This is a genomic window from Tenacibaculum sp. Bg11-29, from assembly GCF_002836595.1.
Taxonomy (GTDB): Bacteria; Bacteroidota; Bacteroidia; order Flavobacteriales; family Flavobacteriaceae; genus Polaribacter.
The window spans coordinates 3,345,044-3,363,753 of sequence record NZ_PJBB01000003.1 but is presented as its reverse complement, the minus strand read 5'-3'; the positions used below and the strand labels follow the sequence as shown (position 1 = coordinate 3,363,753).

The 18,710-nt window shown below is 30.1% G+C and carries 9 protein-coding genes; all 9 read left to right on the top strand.

The features are described from left to right. Nucleotides 1-41: 41 nt before the first annotated feature. The 9 genes from CXF68_RS15350 (at nucleotide 42) to CXF68_RS15310 (ending at nucleotide 18,705) form a co-directional block, all read left to right on the top strand. Nucleotides 42-1,154: a hypothetical protein gene (locus tag CXF68_RS15350; RefSeq protein WP_101046001.1), complete on the top strand. Its 1,113-nt coding sequence runs from the start codon at nucleotides 42-44 to the stop codon at nucleotides 1,152-1,154. Further along, entirely contained in the window at nucleotides 1,154-1,729 is a 576-nt protein-coding gene (locus CXF68_RS15345; RefSeq protein ID WP_101046000.1) for a hypothetical protein, read from the top strand. The genes CXF68_RS15350 and CXF68_RS15345 overlap by 1 nt, the downstream gene beginning before the upstream one ends. Nucleotides 1,730-1,779: 50 nt before the next feature. Further along, a complete protein-coding gene (gene msrA / locus CXF68_RS15340) occupies nucleotides 1,780-2,424 on the top strand; it encodes a peptide-methionine (S)-S-oxide reductase MsrA (RefSeq protein ID WP_101045999.1) in 645 nt (214 codons plus the stop codon). 335 nt (nucleotides 2,425-2,759) lie between these two features. Beyond that, nucleotides 2,760-7,508: a hypothetical protein gene (locus tag CXF68_RS15335; protein ID WP_101045998.1), complete on the top strand. Its 4,749-nt coding sequence runs from the start codon at nucleotides 2,760-2,762 to the stop codon at nucleotides 7,506-7,508. Then, nucleotides 7,508-9,601, top strand: a complete 2,094-nt coding sequence (locus CXF68_RS15330; protein ID WP_101045997.1) for a hypothetical protein — start codon at nucleotides 7,508-7,510, stop codon at nucleotides 9,599-9,601. Before CXF68_RS15335 ends, CXF68_RS15330 begins: the two co-directional genes overlap by 1 nt. Before the next feature lie 9 nt (nucleotides 9,602-9,610). Then, on the top strand, nucleotides 9,611-10,909 hold the full coding sequence (locus CXF68_RS15325; protein ID WP_101045996.1) for a hypothetical protein: 1,299 nt from the start codon (nucleotides 9,611-9,613) through the stop codon (nucleotides 10,907-10,909). Between the two features lie 11 nt (nucleotides 10,910-10,920). After that, a complete protein-coding gene (locus tag CXF68_RS15320; protein ID WP_101045995.1) occupies nucleotides 10,921-12,264 on the top strand; it encodes a hypothetical protein in 1,344 nt (447 codons plus the stop codon). A gap of 7 nt (nucleotides 12,265-12,271) precedes the next feature. After that, the gene (locus CXF68_RS15315) at nucleotides 12,272-17,353 is read left to right on the top strand and encodes a T9SS type A sorting domain-containing protein (protein WP_101045994.1); all 5,082 of its coding nucleotides are present in this window, start codon (nucleotides 12,272-12,274) and stop codon (nucleotides 17,351-17,353) included. Further along, nucleotides 17,353-18,705, top strand: coding sequence for a PKD domain-containing protein (locus tag CXF68_RS15310; protein ID WP_101045993.1), 1,353 nt, complete (start codon nucleotides 17,353-17,355; stop codon nucleotides 18,703-18,705). The genes CXF68_RS15315 and CXF68_RS15310 overlap by 1 nt, the downstream gene beginning before the upstream one ends. The last annotated feature ends 5 nt before the right edge of the window (nucleotides 18,706-18,710 follow it).

Here is an 18,710-nt window from a genome sequence, read left to right as displayed (position 1 = left end):
TATTATAAATTCGCAGTTGAATTTAAAAAAAAAATTATACTATGAAAAAAATTAATTATTTATTAATGTTGTTTGTTGCTGTATTTTTAACTGTTGTATCATGTACAGAAAATAATGAGCCAGACATAGCAACTCTTACTACAGTTGAAGAAGATAAAAAGAATATAAAAGCTAATATGGATAGTTTTTATAGCTGTTTGGAAACCTTAGCAGATGGAGGTTTTTCTGATTTCTTTTACAAAGCTATTATAAAAGAAGATGTAGAAACAACCCATACTTATTCATGGGGTTCATATACTGAATCAGAATCGTGGATTAATTTTACAATGGAACAGTTTGATAAACAGTTTGGTCCTTTTAATAAAGATAATGGGTTTAATTACAATGGATTAAAAGGTAAATATTCTTGGGGTATTGTTGAGAAAAAATGGACAAAAGTTGCTGATGCTTCAATTATAGAATTAAATTTCCCATCGGTTCATACAGGTACATTAAATAATGCAGTACTAGTTGTTGACAGTTATGAAGATATAGAGGTTAGTTATACAAATGAAATTGTAAAATTACCTACAAAAGGACATTTATTAGTAACTGTAGATAATGTTAAAACTTTTGAAATAGATATAAAAGAAGTAATATATGATGTGAATACTAATTTTTCTATGCCTTTAAAAGCAGATATTCATATTTTTACAAGCCCTTTTACAAATTCTTTTAAATTTAATAGAGTATCTCCAACTGAATTTAACTTCACTTATTCATTATCATCAGGAGGTGATTGTGGATATACATTTAACACTGATTTAGAGTTAAATACTTCAGATTATGGTAATGTTTCAAGTATTGAGAATGATATTAAGAAGATAAAAGGTTATTTTTCTCACAATAACTTAAAAGTTACATATAGTTTTGATGTTACCAAAGTAAAAGCTTTAGGGAAAAAAATAAAAGAATTATCAACAAATGAAATTAATACGATTTTAGATAGCGAATTATTATATAATGATATTAAAATATCTGATATAACAATCGATGATAAAGCTGATTTTCCTTTTAATATGACTTTTAAAGATGGTGAAAAGGAGAGTGCTGAAGTTTATTTTGGTGACTTTACTAAGAGAATCGAAGAAATTACAAAAAAATATTTTAATTAATGAATTGTTCAAAAAAAATAGTTCTACTACTTTTTTTAACTATATATAAAATCGCTCTTTCTCAAAAGAGCGATTCTTTTTTGGATATAAGAGATAGTAAACATCAAGTAAGTATTACTGCATCCCGATTTATAAACTCAGTTTTTCCTACGGACAAGAATGCGTATTTATTAACATATAGATTTAAAAAAAACAAGAAATATCATTACCGTTTAGGTTTAAATTATAATTTAGATACAAGTGAAGGAGGAACGGTTGATTTAGGAGTTAAAATAGGATATGATAAACTATTTAAGAGAACCCGAAAGTGGGAGTTTTATTATGGTTTTGAGTTGGGTGGTATGTATCATCATATTAAAGAGAGTGATAAGCATTTAGGGGCTGCCTTAGGAAATAGTTTTTTAGGGATAATGTTTAATATTTCTAAACACTTTAGTATAAGTACAGAACCAGGTATTTTTATTAAGTATAACTTTGTTGTCGATAATGGAAGTTTTGATAAGAAAGCAAACAAAAAATGGATAGATAGTGGTTTCTCTAATGTAGGAATTATTAATCTAAATTTTCACTTTTAATATGTAATATAATTATATTTATACGACTTAAGATGTATAAAATATGATATATGAAATTAATAAAGATACTTACCTTATTAGTTATTCTTGTTAGTTTACTTGGTTTTAAAAGTAAAAAAATAAAAAATGTAGAGGGTGTAAATAAGGAAAAAAAGGAATTAAAAAAGGCTTATTTTGCAAGTGGATGTTTTTGGTGTGTAGAAGCAGTCTTTGAAAGTGTAATAGGGGTAGAGGAAGTTGTTTCTGGTTACGCAGGTGGTCATACAAAGAATCCGACATATAAAACTATAGGAACAGGTCGTACAGGACACGCTGAAACTGTAGCTGTATATTACAACCCTAAAAAAGTAAACTTTAAAACATTAGTAGCTGTATTTTACGGGTCTCATGACCCAACAACTAAGAATGGACAACATCCGGATTATGGATCACAATATAGATCTATCGCTTTTTATAGTACGGTAAATGAAAAGAGAATTATTGAGGACACAATTAAAAAGTTAAACACAGAAATATATAATGGTAAAATAGTTACAGAAGTTACAAGGGTTATAAAATTTTATCCTGCTGAAGAATATCATCAAAATTATGAACGTCTGCATCCTGAAAACCCATATGTAAAAAATGTTTCAATACCTAGGTTGAACCGTTTTAAACGTAAATTCCCTCAATTATTAAAAAAAGGAAAGAATTAAGATTTAGCTTTTATAAATAATATTACAAAAAAAACTTCCCAATTTGGGGAGTTTTTTATTATAAATTATAGTAATTATTGTACAGTTATAGGAAAAGTATTTTTTTTATTCGTAGATGTATTTTTATGAAAAGTATTTTTTCTTTATTTGGATGATTTTTATAAAATAAGCTTCTTATGCAGGTATTAAGGTTGTTTATTTTAAGAATAGATACTCTATTTAGCTGTCTCTAAAGTAATTTGTTAAGATGTAATGTGTTTTGTTAATGTGTTTTTTTAAAGTGAAAAATTAACACTATTTTTGCAATCGCTATGTATTAAAAATCTTATAAAACTATGAAAAAAAAACTACTTTTCTTTTTCTTTATTTTTTCTTTCACTACTCTTTCTTACAGTATTAATAATAACTTTATTCCCATAGATAGTACTTCAATAAAAAAAGAACTATCTAGAGTGTTTTCATTTAATTCAAATGTAAAAGGTGAATTAGATTATAATTATGTAAATGAAAATTATTCGTTAAGTGCCAAAGGAGATAGTATAAAAAAGAAGGCTAAAGCACTAATTAATAGTATTGAAAAAACAGGTAGTTATGTCGGTGTTTTAGGTGCAGATGATATGATAAGTTTACCGGTTGGAGTAAAGAAAAAATTCGGAAAATATACTACTACAATGGGGGTTAGCGAAGCTAAATTTTATCCCAATTATACAGAGGTAACTTTATTTGTAAAGTTGGTGATTGCCCAGATTGGTGTAAATGGAAAGCAAAGAGAACTTTTTTTTGGAGCTGATAATGTTAAAATTTCACATAAAGGAGGTATTTATGGAGATATGAATATTTCTTTATTAGGTGATGTTGCGATACCTATAAATGGAAATAAAGCTTTATTAGAATTAAAAGGTGGTTTTGATATGAAAACTGGTGCAATAGATAATAAAACGTACATTACTATTGATTGTTCTGGAATTAAGAAGATTGGTGTAGAAGGAGCCGTTGTGCTTTCAAGGGACCTAGTAGAGCCCCTTGAAAAGAACTATATGCCTTTAAAAGATAAAAAAGCGAAAGTAAGGGGCTCTTTTAAAACAACAGCTACAGATTGGAATGATATTTTAGCAGAAGTAGATTTTAATTATCCTTTTCAAGTAACAAATGAAAAAGCAAAGGCTGATGCAAAAGGCAATAAGAAAGGAAAAGGAGGTTTAATAATAGATGTACAAAATGCTGTTTTTGATTTTAGTGATCTTAGGAACTCAGAAAAAGTTAAGTTTCCTAAAAACTATAAAGAGAAGTATTTAATAAAAGGAAATGAACAATTATGGAAAGGAATATCTATCGAGAAAGTAAATGTTATTTTACCAACAGAGTTTCGTAAGAGAAATGAGAATAATAGAATTGAAATTTTAGCTGAAAATTTTTTAATTGATGGAGAGGGGCTTACTGGTGAATTTGGAGTGAAAAATCTTTTTGATATAGAAGATGGGGATGCGTCTGGATGGCAAATTTCAGTAACAGATTTATATGCTTCTTTTATGGCAGGTAAATTAACTGGAGCTGGATTCGGGGGGCATGTTGGATTACCTACATCTGGTAAAGTAACTAAAGAAGATATTATAAATCAAACAGAATTGGTAAAAGGTTTACGAAAAGCCGCTAAATATACAGCTATAATTGATGTTGGTAATGACGAATATAGTTTAGCTTTAGAACCTATTTCTAAGGAAGGATTACATTTTCCTGTTTTTATGGCACAGGCGCATTTAAAATCTAATTCTAGTATCACTTTAAAAGTTAAAGATGGTAAATTTAGGCCGAAAGCAAATTTATATGGTAGTTTAACTATTAAAGGAGGTAGTGGATCTAGTAAGAAGTTGGTTGATTTTAAGGGAATTACTTTTGAGAACTTACAGTTACAAACAGAATCACCACATATTTCTGTTGATTATATGGGGTATGAGGGAATAGTTAATAAGTTCTCTAATTTTCCTGTAACGATATCAGATGTAAGTGTTACTACAAACGATAAAATAGCAGCTTTAAAGTTTACTTTAGATGTAAATTTAATGAGTAAAGGTTTTGCAGGGAACACTGATTTAGAAGTGATTGGTAGTTTCGAAAATAAAGAAAAGATACATACTTGGAAATTTAAAAAAATTAAATTACATAAAATAGAAATAGAGGCCGATCTCGGAAGTGTTAAATTTAGAGGGTTAGTTGATATAAAGGATAATGACCCAGTTTATGGTAATGGGTTTTATGGTGAATTAGAAGCTGATTTTAATGATATAAATGTAAAAGCAACAGCTTGGTTTGGAAAAACAGATGTACGATATTGGTATGTAGATGCTTATGCAGATTTATCAGGAATGCCAACGAAACCAACTATTGGAATTGTAGAGGTTAATGGTTTTGGTGGGGGAGCTTATTATCATATGAAAAAAAAATCTATACCACCTAAATTAGTGTACCAAGGAGAGGTGGATAAAGAAGGAAATGCAATTGCTGTAAAAACTCCGAAACCACCTTCAGGTATGGATTATGTTCCTGATGCTAAATCTGGTTTAGGGTTTAGAGCTATGGTTGGTTTTGCTTTAGGTAACGAAAAAGCGTTTAACGGAAAAGTTGGTTTTGAAATGGCTTTTAATAGCCATGGTGGATTAAACCGAATATTCTTCTTTGGAGAAGGACATATTATGAAAGCGATTGATATTCCGTTTGGAGATAAGTTTAAAGAGAAGCTTACGAAAATGCAAAAGAAAATTAATGATTTCGGAGAACATAATAAAATTATACAAAAATTAAAAGAAACGAATTTAGTTGAATATAGTAAGGTTTCTTTCCCGCAAGATGGTTTAAGTTTTGATGTAGGTATAGATGCACATTTTTCTATGGAAATGGATTTTGTTAATCATTCTTTTCATAGTGAAATGGAGGTGTATTTAAATACGCCAGGTGGTATACTTGAAGGTGTGGGAGATAGAGGTAGAGCTGGTTGGGCTGTATTTCATACCGGACCAGATGGTTGGTATTTGCATATGGGAACTCCAAAAGACCGTATAGGTTTAAAGTTTGGTATTGGGGCTTTAAGTGTAAAAGCAACGACTTACTTAATGATTGGTGATAAAATACCAGGTAGCCCACCACCACCACAGGCAGTAGCAGATATTTTAGGGGTTAATTTAAATAGTTTAGATTACATGAGAGATCTAAATGCACTAGGAGACGGTAGAGGTTTTGCTATTGGAATGGATGTAAGTGTGGATACAGGAGATTTAAATTTCTTAATTTTTTATGCACGTCTTAGAGCAGGAGTTGGTTTTGATATAATGATTAAAGATTATGGTGAAACAGCATGTAAAGGAAGTGGACAGATAGGTATTGACGGATGGTATGCAAACGGGCAGGCATATGCCTATGTAGAAGGTGAGTTAGGTATTAAAGTAAATTTATGGTTTTATAAAGGTAAATTCCCTATTTTAAAAGCTGGAGCAGCTGTGCTGTTACAAGCTAAATTGCCTAACCCTGCTTGGTTTAGGGGGTATGTTGGTGGCCATTATAGTGTTTTAGGTGGTTTGATTAGTGGCCGATTTAGATTTAAGATAGAATTGGGTGATGAATGTGAAGTAATTGGAGGTGCTCCTTTAGGAGGTATGAAAATTATTTCAGGTGTAACGCCAAATAATAATGCTAAAGAAATGGATGTTTTTATAGCTCCTCAAGCAGCATTTAATATGAAAATAAATAAGCCTTTTAAGTTAGAAGATGATGAAGGAGTAAAGACCTATCGAATTTTATTAGATGAATTTTCGGTAACAAAGGAAGGAAATGTTATAACGGGTGAATTGGAGTGGAATACATCTAACGATGTCGTTAATTTTATATCTTTTGATGTACTACCCCCAAAATCTACAATAAAAGTAAAAGTTGCGGTTAGTTTTCAAGAGTTAAAAAATGATACTTGGGTTACGCTTATGAATAAAGGAAAAAAAGCACAAGAAATTGAAGAAAGAACGTTTACAACAGGCACAGCACCAGATTATATTCCAACAAAAAATATTGTTTATTCATATCCTGTAATAAAACAATCTTATTTTTATCAAAAAGAAAGTCCACAAGGGTATGTAAAGCTAAAAAGAGGACAACCTTATTTATTTTCACCTGAAACAAATTGGAAACAAATAGTAAGATATAATAATGAATCAGGTCATGTTGTAGCAAATACTGTTTCTTATGATAAGGGTAATAGACAAGTTAATTTTAATTTAAGTAAATTAAATAATACTAAAAAGTATACATTAAATATTGTAAGTTATTTAGATGGTCAACAAACTTCAGAAAACGGGGTTACTTATACTTCACAAAACACAGGGCAAGAAGGGAATACTATAAAAATAAAAAATAAGGAGGTACAAACTGTTGTAAATAATAATGCAGAAACTGAAATTTTAAAATATAATTTTACAACAAGTAAGTATGACACTTTTAAAGAAAAAATAAGAGATAAGAATGTTGTTCAGCATTACTTAGAACCTATTTATTCAGATGTACATGCTATACAAACGGATGTTAAAAAGTCTGAAAGATTTGGTATTGAGGAATTAGAAGGTAACAAATATTCAGGTAATGAAGCATTAATTGCAGTAGAAGCAACTTTAGAGGATTCTTATTATAAAGACAGAATACATCAGTTAATTTATGATAAATATCCGTTAGAAAAAGAGTTTACTGTAAACAGAAATGTAAATGATTTGGGTATTCCTCCTAAGAAAGGAATCGATGTTTTAACATGGTATATACCGTATTTAAGAGAAAAACCTACTTTTTCTTCATTAGATTCAAGAATACCGTTTAGATACAATTTACCATATCATTATAAAAAAGATTTTATTGATATACAATATAAGGTTGTAAATAAGTACCTGAATTATCCTAGTCAATACTCAACACAAATTAAAAAATATAACTATATAATTAATGGTATTTTTCCTGCTATTAGAACAGGTAAATATAAAGTAAAAATGCAGTACGTTATGCCAGGGAATATTTTGGGAACTAACGCTATATTTAAATATAAAAACCCTTTTTAATGTTGTTTTATAAAAAAGAAAAAAATATTTTATTGTTGATTTTTATGTTGTTAGTTCAACTAAGTTTTTCTCAAAAATCTTCTAAAAAAAATGAAATAATGGTTTTGGCAAGACCACTTACTAGTAATAAAATAATGTTACGATGGGGACCAACAACACCAATAGCTTATAGAAAACTTAGTAAATATGGTTATAAGGTTAAACGATATACAATTAGTATTGCTGGTCAATCGCTATCAAAACCTATAGAAAAAGATTTAGGCGTTTTTAAACCAGCACAAAAAGAAGAGTGGTTAAAAATAATGAAGAGCAATAGTAATGCGGCTGTAATGGCACAATCATTATTTGGAGAAAGTTTTAATGTAGAAGGAGTTGGTACGCTACAAGGTATAATTAATATGTCTCAAGAACAAGAACAACGGTTTACTTGGGGGTTGTATGTTGCTGATCAGGATTTTAAAGTAGCACAACTTGCAGGTTTAGGTTTTGAAGACCTTAATGTAAAAGCTACTGAAAAATATGTTTATAAAGTTTTTTCTCTAGTACCTAAAAATGAGATAGATATAAAAGATGGCGGTGTTTTTGTAGGATTACAAGACTATACTAAATTGCCTAAACCAGTAGATTTGGCAGCTATTTTTACAGATAAAAAAGTAATGTTAAATTGGAATTATGCAATTTATAAGCGAGAGTATAATAGCTACTTTATAGAGCGTTCAGAAGATGGGGAATTGTTTAGTAAAGTTAATAAATTGCCTTATACAACACTAAATAGTGGAGGGAAAACTAATAGTAAAAGAATTTATTATATCGATTCTATAGTAAATAACAAAACATATTATTATAGAGTAAAAGGTAGGACACCTTTTGGTGAATTAAGTCCAGCATCAGAAGTGATTTCAGGAAAAGCGGTGAAAGTTTTAGCCTATGTACCAAGAATAAAGACAAAAGAAGTCGTTAATGAAAATAAAAGTGTACTCCTTAAATGGGAATTTTTAAAAGAAGGTAATAAATTTATAAAGGGATTTGAACTGAATAAAAGTAACAAAGCAGATGGAAATTACAAAACAGTAATTAGAAATATATCTGTTAAAACTAGAAAAATACAATACGATAAATTAGATCCTACAAATTACTTTACAATTACTGCCATTGGTAAACAAGGTAATAGTAGAACCTCATACCCTGTACTGGTTCAACCTGTAGATTCTATACCACCAGTAAAGCCAGTAGGCTTAGAAGGTAAAGTAGATAGTTTGGGGGTTGTTACTTTAAATTGGAAAGCAAATGTAGAGCCAGATATGTTGGGTTATAGAATATTTAAAGGAAATAATAAAAACGAAGAATACAGTCAGCTAACAGTAAAGCCACATGTAGCAACTACATTTTATGATAGTGTATCTGTTAAAAGTCTTAATAATAAAGTGTATTATAAAGTGGTAGCGGTAGATAAACGTTTTAATATGTCTAAATATTCGGATATTTTAACATTAAAGAAGCCCGATTTTATACCGCCAGCTCCTCCTGTTATAACTTCTTATAAAGTTAGTAAAGAAAATGTGTATTTAACATGGGCAAATAGTCAAAGTAATGATGTTGAAAGACACGAAGTTTATAGAAAAATTAGAGACAGTATTAACTATAATTTAATTGCAACTTTGCCTAAAGATTCACTTAAAATTGAATATACAGATTGGCAAGATTCTAATGTAGAAGGAGCAACGGATTATAATTACCTGATAAAAGCGGTAGATGAAAGTAATTTAAAATCTATAAACACCAAATCAATAACTATTGAAGTACCAAGGTTTAAGCTATTAACTGGTGTTAAAAATATTGGGAGTTATGTAGATAAACAAAATGGATTTATAGAATTGTTTTGGAAAGTGATAGATGAAAAGGCTATTGTTGAAATTATGATATATAAAGGTAGTAAAAATGATAAAATGTCTTTACTAAGAAATGTATTACCAAGCATTAATAGAGTTGCAGATGAAGATGTAAAACCTAATAATATATATAATTATATTTTTAGGCCTGTATTTATTGATGGTAGTTTAGGTGCTATCAAAAAAATTGAAGTGAAATACTAAGGTTACATTATGAAAGTAAAAATAATTTATATCTTCTTTTCACTAATATATTTTGCTGGTTTTTCTCAATCCGAGTTGTATGTTTTAAACTCATCAACAGAAGGGTATTCAAGTAGATATGACAATTCTTGGTACAGTTTGTCTTATTATAAAGGAAAATATAATTTAGTAGACACATCAGTTGATATAAAATTAGATTATATTCATTTTTATAATGACGATCCTAGTAATGATTGTGGAGGTCCATGTGGACAATATCTTGATCATTGTGATGGAATTGAGTTTTTCAATAGGATTATTTTTTTTGATAAGATAGAGGTGGAAGCCGATATTGAGCCGTTTAGTTGTTTACCTTTAAGTTATCATGCTGTTTTATTACCAAAAATAGAAGCCCCAATAGATAGACGATGTGAAAAACAAGAATTATTCCCTCAACATTCGGATGGAGTTGATCATAATATAAAAGGTATAGTTTGGGAGTATATGAATGCTTCTAATCGTTGGGAGACTCTCCCTAATTTTCAAGATAGATATCCATTAAATGTAAGTTTATTAGATGTTTTTGGAAATGATTGGCGTAATCAATTCACAGGTAACCTGCAATTACGATTTAAATTTACAGCGCTTTTTACTAGTGAAGTTATATATTCTATTCAGAATTATACAATTCAATTAACAGAATGCTCACCTGGATTGGTTGGTATCCCTATTCCTCAAAAAACAACATGTAATTATAAAGATGATGGGGTATTTACTTTTACTATAGATAGAGATTTGGCCCCTAATGAAAAGTTAATAGCTACATTATATTATGAGTTTTTACCTAATAATTATGATATTCCACAAAATGGTCAAGAAGAAATAACAAGTTTAATAGATAATTTAAATGGAACATATAGCTATACTTGGAAAGGAAAATTACCCTCAGGAAAATATAAACTTAAATATCAAACGTTAATAGGTACGGGTAAAATTAGTTCAACTGATCCTAGTTGGGCAAGTCTTGAGTTTCCAAAACCAGATAATCCATTTATAATATTACCAGCAGAAAATGTAAATTTTACAGCAACTAAATTTAGTAATGAAACTTGTGCTGGTGCAAAAAACGGAAAAATAAAATTAGCTATTACTAGCGGAGAAACCAATAAGTATAAATATATAATTTACGAAGTTAATGGTACTAGTGTAACACTTTATAGAAATTGGATAACCTTTACAGGACCAACTACCATTATTGAGAATTTAGAAAAAAAGACTGAATACAGAATAAAAGTACAAGACACCAAAGGATGTTTTGCAAGAAAATAAATAAGTTAGCTATGACAAAAAAAATAATTTTATTTTTATGTATGCTTTTCGTATTAATGTTCATAACAAGAATACAAGCCCAAGTTACTGACTATGGTTATTTAATAGAAACAAATGTTACTGGTTATTTGCATGCTAATAATGGTGAAATGTATGTATCTTCAAATGTTGGATTTATTGGATCAACAAGTTTCTTTGCAAGTTCTTCAACTGTAGGTAATGTGTATTTTAATTTTATGCCTATTCAAGATAGTTTTACAGATGTAACAATAAAAGTAAATAACACAGCTATCCGTATTAATAACTTTCCAGATTGTACTTACGAAAGAGAACAAGAGGTCTTAAAAGCTAATTTTAATAATGGTATTTTATATTTTAGTGGCTGCAGTTTTTATCAAAAAATGTACCCTCTTCATATTATTGATGAACTCGCAATAGGTGATAATACCGTATGTGCTAGAAACACATTAGAATTAAGCGGTGGTTATGATTGGCAATATTATATAGGTAGTAAAACCAGCCCTTCAGACGGTGATTGGAAAGAATATGCAAGTGCAGTTACAAATATTAGTGTAAATGTAGGCGATTTATATGCTACAGAGGGTATAAGTATTATTGACCTTGCTCCAGCCGCACCACAAAGATCTTTAAAAATTAGAACTGGGCATAAAGCCAGTGATAAATTTGTATCTGCTAAAACGTATCAAGTATCAGACTGTTCACCAGAATTTAAGGAATATTATAACAAAATAAAAACATCATGTGTGTATAATACTGATGGTAGAATTTCACTAAACTTAGGACGTGACATAGATATAGCAACTGACGAAAAATTGGTAGTTACTCTATTTAAAGAAGATTTAGTTAATGGAAATTTATTGATGGGACAAAGCTCTATAGAGACCAATTTAGTAAATAATGGAGGAAGTAAATACGGTTTTGTTTGGCCTTTCGATATTGATACAGGTAAATATTTTTTTAAATACCAATCCATAAATAAAAATACGCAACCACCAGACCCTTTGCCAGATGCAAATGATAATTATTGGAAATCACTGGTTGAAACTCCTGTCTTTGAAATATTTTCAGCAAAAAACGTGAATTTTACTGCAACTAAATTTAGTGATGAAACTTGTGTTGGTGCAAAAAATGGGGAAATAAAATTAGATATCACTAGTGGAGAAACCAGTAAGTATAAATATATAATTTACGAAGTTAATGGTACCAGTGTAACCCTTTATAGAAATTGGACAATTTTTACAGGGCCAACTACCATTATTGAGAATTTAGAAAAAAAGACTGAATACAGAATAAAAATACAAGACACCAAAGGATGTTTTGCTAGAAAAAATTAAGTTAGCTATGACAAAAAAAATATTTTCATTTTTATATATACTTTTCGCAATGTTGGCGATAACAACAATGCAAGGGCAAGAAACAGATCCTAATGATTTAAGTTTGTATTATAAAATACAAATTTTAGGACCTGATGCTGGGGTAGGATTATCTACAGAGGTAGAAACAGTAATTAAAGAACATAATACAGGTACAGAAATTGCTATAAATAAAAGAGGAGTATTAAGTATTGTTCCAACAGGCGGAACAGCTCCTTATAAGTTTTATGTTTATAAAGATGGTAGTACTACACCGTTAGCAGAGAGTAATAGAGATATTAATAATGCGAATGAAGAAAGAATTGTAGATAATCTACTTCCAGGGAATTATGTAGTTGAAATACGTGATGCAAATTATAGTTCATCTCCAGTTACAGCTTGTAACACTATAAGTAAAACAGTAGTATTAAAAAATCCAACATTATTAGAAATTTCAGCTTCACCAGAAGCTATTAAATGTAAAGGAGATAAAGGAAAAATAACAATTTCAGTAAAAGGAGGAATAAAACCAATAGTGAATTCAGGAAAGTATAAAGTAGCACTATTTTTAGGTGGAATATTACAAGAAGAACAATCTGTAAATTACAATGAAACCACATATAATTCATGCACTTTTACAGGATACCCTGCTGGAAATTATAGGGTTGTTGTTTCTGATAGGTATGTTTCTAAAGAGTATAAGGATATAATAGTAACACAACCGGCTGCATCATTAACCATTAATATAGTATCAGATAGTATAAAAGATGTAAGTTGTAATAATACAGATCCATCAGATGATGATGGTTCAGTTGAGATTCAAGCTACAGGTGGTACAGTTCCTTATAGCTTATTATTAAATAATGCTAGTTCAGGTATTACATATACTCCAGTACCAGGTACATTTACAAATACTAAAGCAATAAATAATTTAAGTGTTGGTACCTATAATGTAAAGGTTAAAGATGCTAATAATTGTGTTAGAGGGTTTAAAACTTTTACTATTGAAGAGCCAATTAGTCCGTTAATAATTACACCTACACCAGGAATTCAAGGGAATACTACATCTACGGGTGGTGTAAATGGTTTTGTAGAATATTCGGTAACAGGAGGTACACCAAACCCAAATTATACCTACTCATTTAAAGGCGCAAATACTACTGCACCTAATGCTGTAGATTTATCAGGCTCATTTCCAGGATTAGGAGTTCCTAAATTATTTAATAATTTAAGAGCAGATACATACATATTAATAATAACAGATGATGAGGGATGTATTAATGAAGAAGAAATAGTAATCTCAGATCCTGCTCCAATTGAAATTGATTTTGATAAAACACATGTTAGTTGTTTTGGAGGAAATGATGGAACAATTACAGCAAAAGTCATCGGAGGAGCAAGTAATAAATATCACTATGAATGGACTAAAGTAGGAACAGGTGTTATAGCAATTCCAACTCCAGGCACTGCTTCAATAACTGTTTCTGAAGGTACTTATATAGTAAAAGTAACTGTTATTTATGATTTTAATCCTGTAGAAATTAAAAACTCTACTGAAGTTATTATTACTCAGCCAATACAACCATTATCAATAGCAGAAACCATTAAAGACGTTTCATGTAAAGGTGGTAATGATGGAAATATACAATTAACTGTTACAGGAGGTACACAGCCTTACACATATTCATGGAAAGATATTGGCGATACTGAAATAGCGACAACCAAAGATATTACAGCACAACTTAAAGGAAGTTATAAAGTAATAGTTACAGATGCTAAACTATGTAGTGTAGCACAAACATATACTATTAATGAGCCTATCGATGATCTTATTGTTGCACTAGATAGCGCAAAAGATCCATTATCATTTAACGGAACAAATGGTAGTATTAATATATCAGTTACAGGAGGTAATGGAGGCTACAGTTATGTATGGACAAACAGTTTAGGTATACAAGTAGGAACTTCGGAAGATCTTATAGGAATTGGAGCAGAAACATACAAAGTGATGGTTACAGATGCTAAAGGATGTACCGATGAAATATCTCAAACATTAAGTCAACCAGATGAATTAATAGCAACAGTAACTATACCAACCGACGGAGTCTTATTCTGTAACGGTGATGCAGATGGTAAATTAGAAGTTACAGTAAGTGGAGGATTGGTACCTTATACATATCATTGGTATGAAGTTTTATCAAACGGATCTAAATCTTTTTTGTCAGGAGAAACAAATATAACAGTAGAAGGTTTAGTTGCGGGAGATTACGGAGTAGAGGTAACTGATAGAAATGGACTAGGAATAAAAGTATATGACAAAGTTAAATTAAGCGAACCAAATAAAGTTATAATAAATACCCCTGTAATAACAGATGTAGATTGCCATGGGAATACAACAGGAGCTATAACACTGGATGTTGTTGGTGGTACAGGAGCTTATGTTTATGAATGGTATAAAATAGGTACTACAACGCCAATTTCTACATCAAAAGATTTAATAGGTAGAGAAGCAGGACAATACAAAGTTATAGTACAAGATACGAATAACTGTCCTAGTATACCATTAGAAGAAATTATAACAATAAATCAACCAGCATCTGAATTGTCAATAGATTCTGCAACAGAAGTAGTTACAAATGCAACCGGTTTTGAAGTAAGTGATGGAAGTATAAAAATAGACGTACTAGGCGGTACACCATTCGATCCATCTGGATCACCACATTATAATTACTCATTAATAGAAAAAAGTTTAGGTACCGTAGTAGCAATGTCTAATTTGGTTACAGGATTAGCAGGGACAGTCTTAGGAATTACTTATGAAATGACAATAACTGATGCAAACGGTTGTCAATTACAAAAAGAATACACGATACACCAACCAGAAAAATTAATAGTAAAATTAGGTTTACAAACAGCAATTCGATGTAATGGTGAAAACGGAACTTTAAATGCTACCGTTACAGGAGGATATTCAGCACCAACACCAGTTTACACCTATAAATGGTATAACAAAAATGATCTAACTACAGTAATTGGTGAGCTAACAACATTAACGAAAAAAGCAGGAGCATATCGATTGGTGGTAGAAGATGAAAAAGGAAATACTTCATATGACGATTTTGAATTACTACAAAACGATGAAGTAATTGTAACGTATACGAAGCAAGATGTTACTTGTTATTCAGGAAATGATGGAGCGATTAATTTATCAGTTTCAGGAGGAACAGGCATATATACTTATGTTTGGAGTAACGGACAAAGAACAGAAGACGTATCTTCATTAACATCTGGAGATTATAATGTAACAGTATCCGATGAAAATGGTTGTAGTAAAAAAGTGTTAATTACAATAGCACAACCAAGTGAATATAAAATTTCATTAAATTTATTTAAAAGACCTACAGGAAAAGGATTATCTAATGGAAAAATTGAAGTTGAAGTTATTGGAGGGGATCAACCAGATATATTTGAATGGAAAGATGAAAACGGAATCGTAATAGGGAATACAAAAAGTATTACTGACATTCCTGCCGGAAAATACACCTTCTTTGTTACAGATAAAAAAGGATGTAAATTACAAGAAACCTATAATTTAGGTGAACCAGAAGAATTACTAATAACATTAAATCAAAACAACATAATATTATGTAATGGTGGTTCAGAAGCTAGTGTTAAAGCAACGGTAACAGGAGGAGTTATACCTTATCAGTATACTTGGTATGATAGTGAAAATACGCTTATATCCAATGAAGTAATTTTAACTAACGTAAAAAAAGGAAGTTATTATTTGGTGATAAAAGATAGTGAGAATAATCAAAAACAAAGTGTTGCTATACTAATATCTCAACCAGAACTTTTAAAAACTGAATTAGAAAGCACCCCAGGTAATTGTGGTACAGCTAATGATTGGACAATTACTGCAAATACAACAGGAGGTACATTACCATATAAGTATTTTTGGAGTACAGGTGCTACAACTCAAAATATTACAAACATGTCTTTAGGTAGCTATTTTGTAATGATTACAGATGCCAATGGATGTCAAACAACACAAAACATTGTATTAGAAAACACAAGTCCATTAACAATAAATGTAAATGTAACAGATGTAAATTGCTACAATACATGTACAGGAACTATTAATTTAGATATAGCAGGTGGGTTAGCACCATATACAGTAGCTTGGAATACGGGAGATACTGGTAAATCTATTGTAAATGCTTGTAAAGGCGAATATATAGCCACAATAACAGATAAAAAAGGTTGTACAATAGTAAAAACAATAACCATAAAAAACACTGACGAAGTTGTTTTTAGCCTTGTACCAAACAAGGTTACTTTATGTTACGGAGAAACTATAGAATATGATGTTACTATGAATGATGTTTCTAAGTATTCTTGGACATCAGATAATGGTTTTACAAGCAACGAAAGTATCGTAACATTATCAGAAGGAGGAAAATATACATTAACGGTAACTACAACAAAAGGATGTATAATAGTTAAAGAATTAGAGATTTTAAAATCAGATGTGAAAATTGATGCACAATTAATATTAACATCACAAGCCTTTGTAGGCGAAGACATTGCTATAATAAATGTATCGAATCCAATAAGCTCAAATATAGCATGGAGTATTCCTTCGAACGTAACAATAGTACAACAAACAGATGAAGGTTTAGTATTGCGTTTTCCAGCCCCAGGAAATTATAATATTGCTTTAGTTGCAACTGAAGGAAACTGTATAAAAAGAGCAATAAAAACAGTAACGGTTTTAAAATCTAGAAATTTAGATGCTATAGGAGATACTAAAAATCCATTTATTAAAGAATTTAAAGTGTATGCAAACCCAAATAAAGGAAACTTTAAAGTAGATATCGTTTTAGAAAAAGAATCTGAAGTTTCATTACGTCTTTTTAGTTTAAGTGCAAATTCAGTGGTCGCTGATAAGCGTTTAAAAGGATTAAAAGAATATACAGCAAATTACGAAATGAACTTGTCGGTAGGTATTTATGTATTACTATTAGAAACACCAAAAGGAAAAAGAATTAGAAAAGTAATAATTGAATAATGAAGAAGATAATATTTTTTATAGTTATACTTTTAAGTAGCTATGCCTGTGTAAATGAAGTAGCCTTACCGGTTATTGCAACATTTAGTACAGAAATTGTAGTAAATGATAAAACTGTACCTGTTAAAGTGAAAATAATAAACAGTACAGAAGGTGCAGATACGTATAGTTGGACATTTAACGGAGCAAGCCCTGCAACATCAAGCAATAGAAATCCAGGAACTATTACTTACGATAAAGAAGGAACTTATATCGTAAAACTAGAAGCATCAAATAGAGATGGAAGCATCGATGTTAAAGAAAAAACAATAAAAGTAAATTCGGCTATAAATATTGGTTTTGAAACTCAAGTTGTAGAAAATAACTTTTCACCTGTAAAAATTAAAATAACCAATACAACAGTTGGAGCAACAACCTATGATTGGTTTTTTGAAGGAGGCGTACCAAGTACATCTACAAAACAACATCCAGAAGACATTGCTTTTACTACACCAGGTACGCACAATATTCGTTTAAAAGTAAGTAACGGAGACGAAGAGTACACGCTAGAAAAAACAATAGAAGTTGCACCACTACTATCAGCAAATTTCGAATATGCTGTTGCTTTTGAAGACGACGATTATCAAGTACCTGTAAAAGTTACGTTAGAAAACAAAAGTATAAGCGCAACAAATTACCAATGGACTTTTGAAGGGGCTAATATTACAACTAGTAGTACCGAAAACCCTGAAATTATATTCAATACACCAGGAACTTATACCATGCAATTAAAAGCATTGAATAGTAAGAGCGAAAAAACTATTTCTAAAACAATTACTGTATATGAAAATACTAATTTAAGAACATTTACAAATATTAAGTTAGGTATAAATACAGCACACAAAAACAATCATATAGGCGCATATTTTTCAACTCAAACAAGAAAAGTATACACCCAAAGCAAAGTAAATAATACAATAGGCTCAAAAATTGATATTGCTTTTTTTGGATTAAATGAAACCTTTAATTTTAATAAATTTATAAGCCCCAATAAGGTACAAGAATTAGCGTTTTCGGCAATACCAAATGCTACAATAACAAAGCTTATAAATAAACAAGAATCATGTGGTTGTTCATCATCAGTATCAGTAACTAATTTTAATGCAATGACGAATGATGCATTTCTAACAAGTTTAAATGTTGATGAAACAGTTGGAGGATTAACTGAATTTGACAATGTAGAAAAACCAAGGATTGTAATTTTTGAAACTGCCGATAAACGAAAAGGAGTTATAAAAATAAACGAATTTGTTAAAGACGGAGCAAACTCATATATCGTAATTGATATAAAAGTTCAAAAAGAAGCTAATTAAGAAGA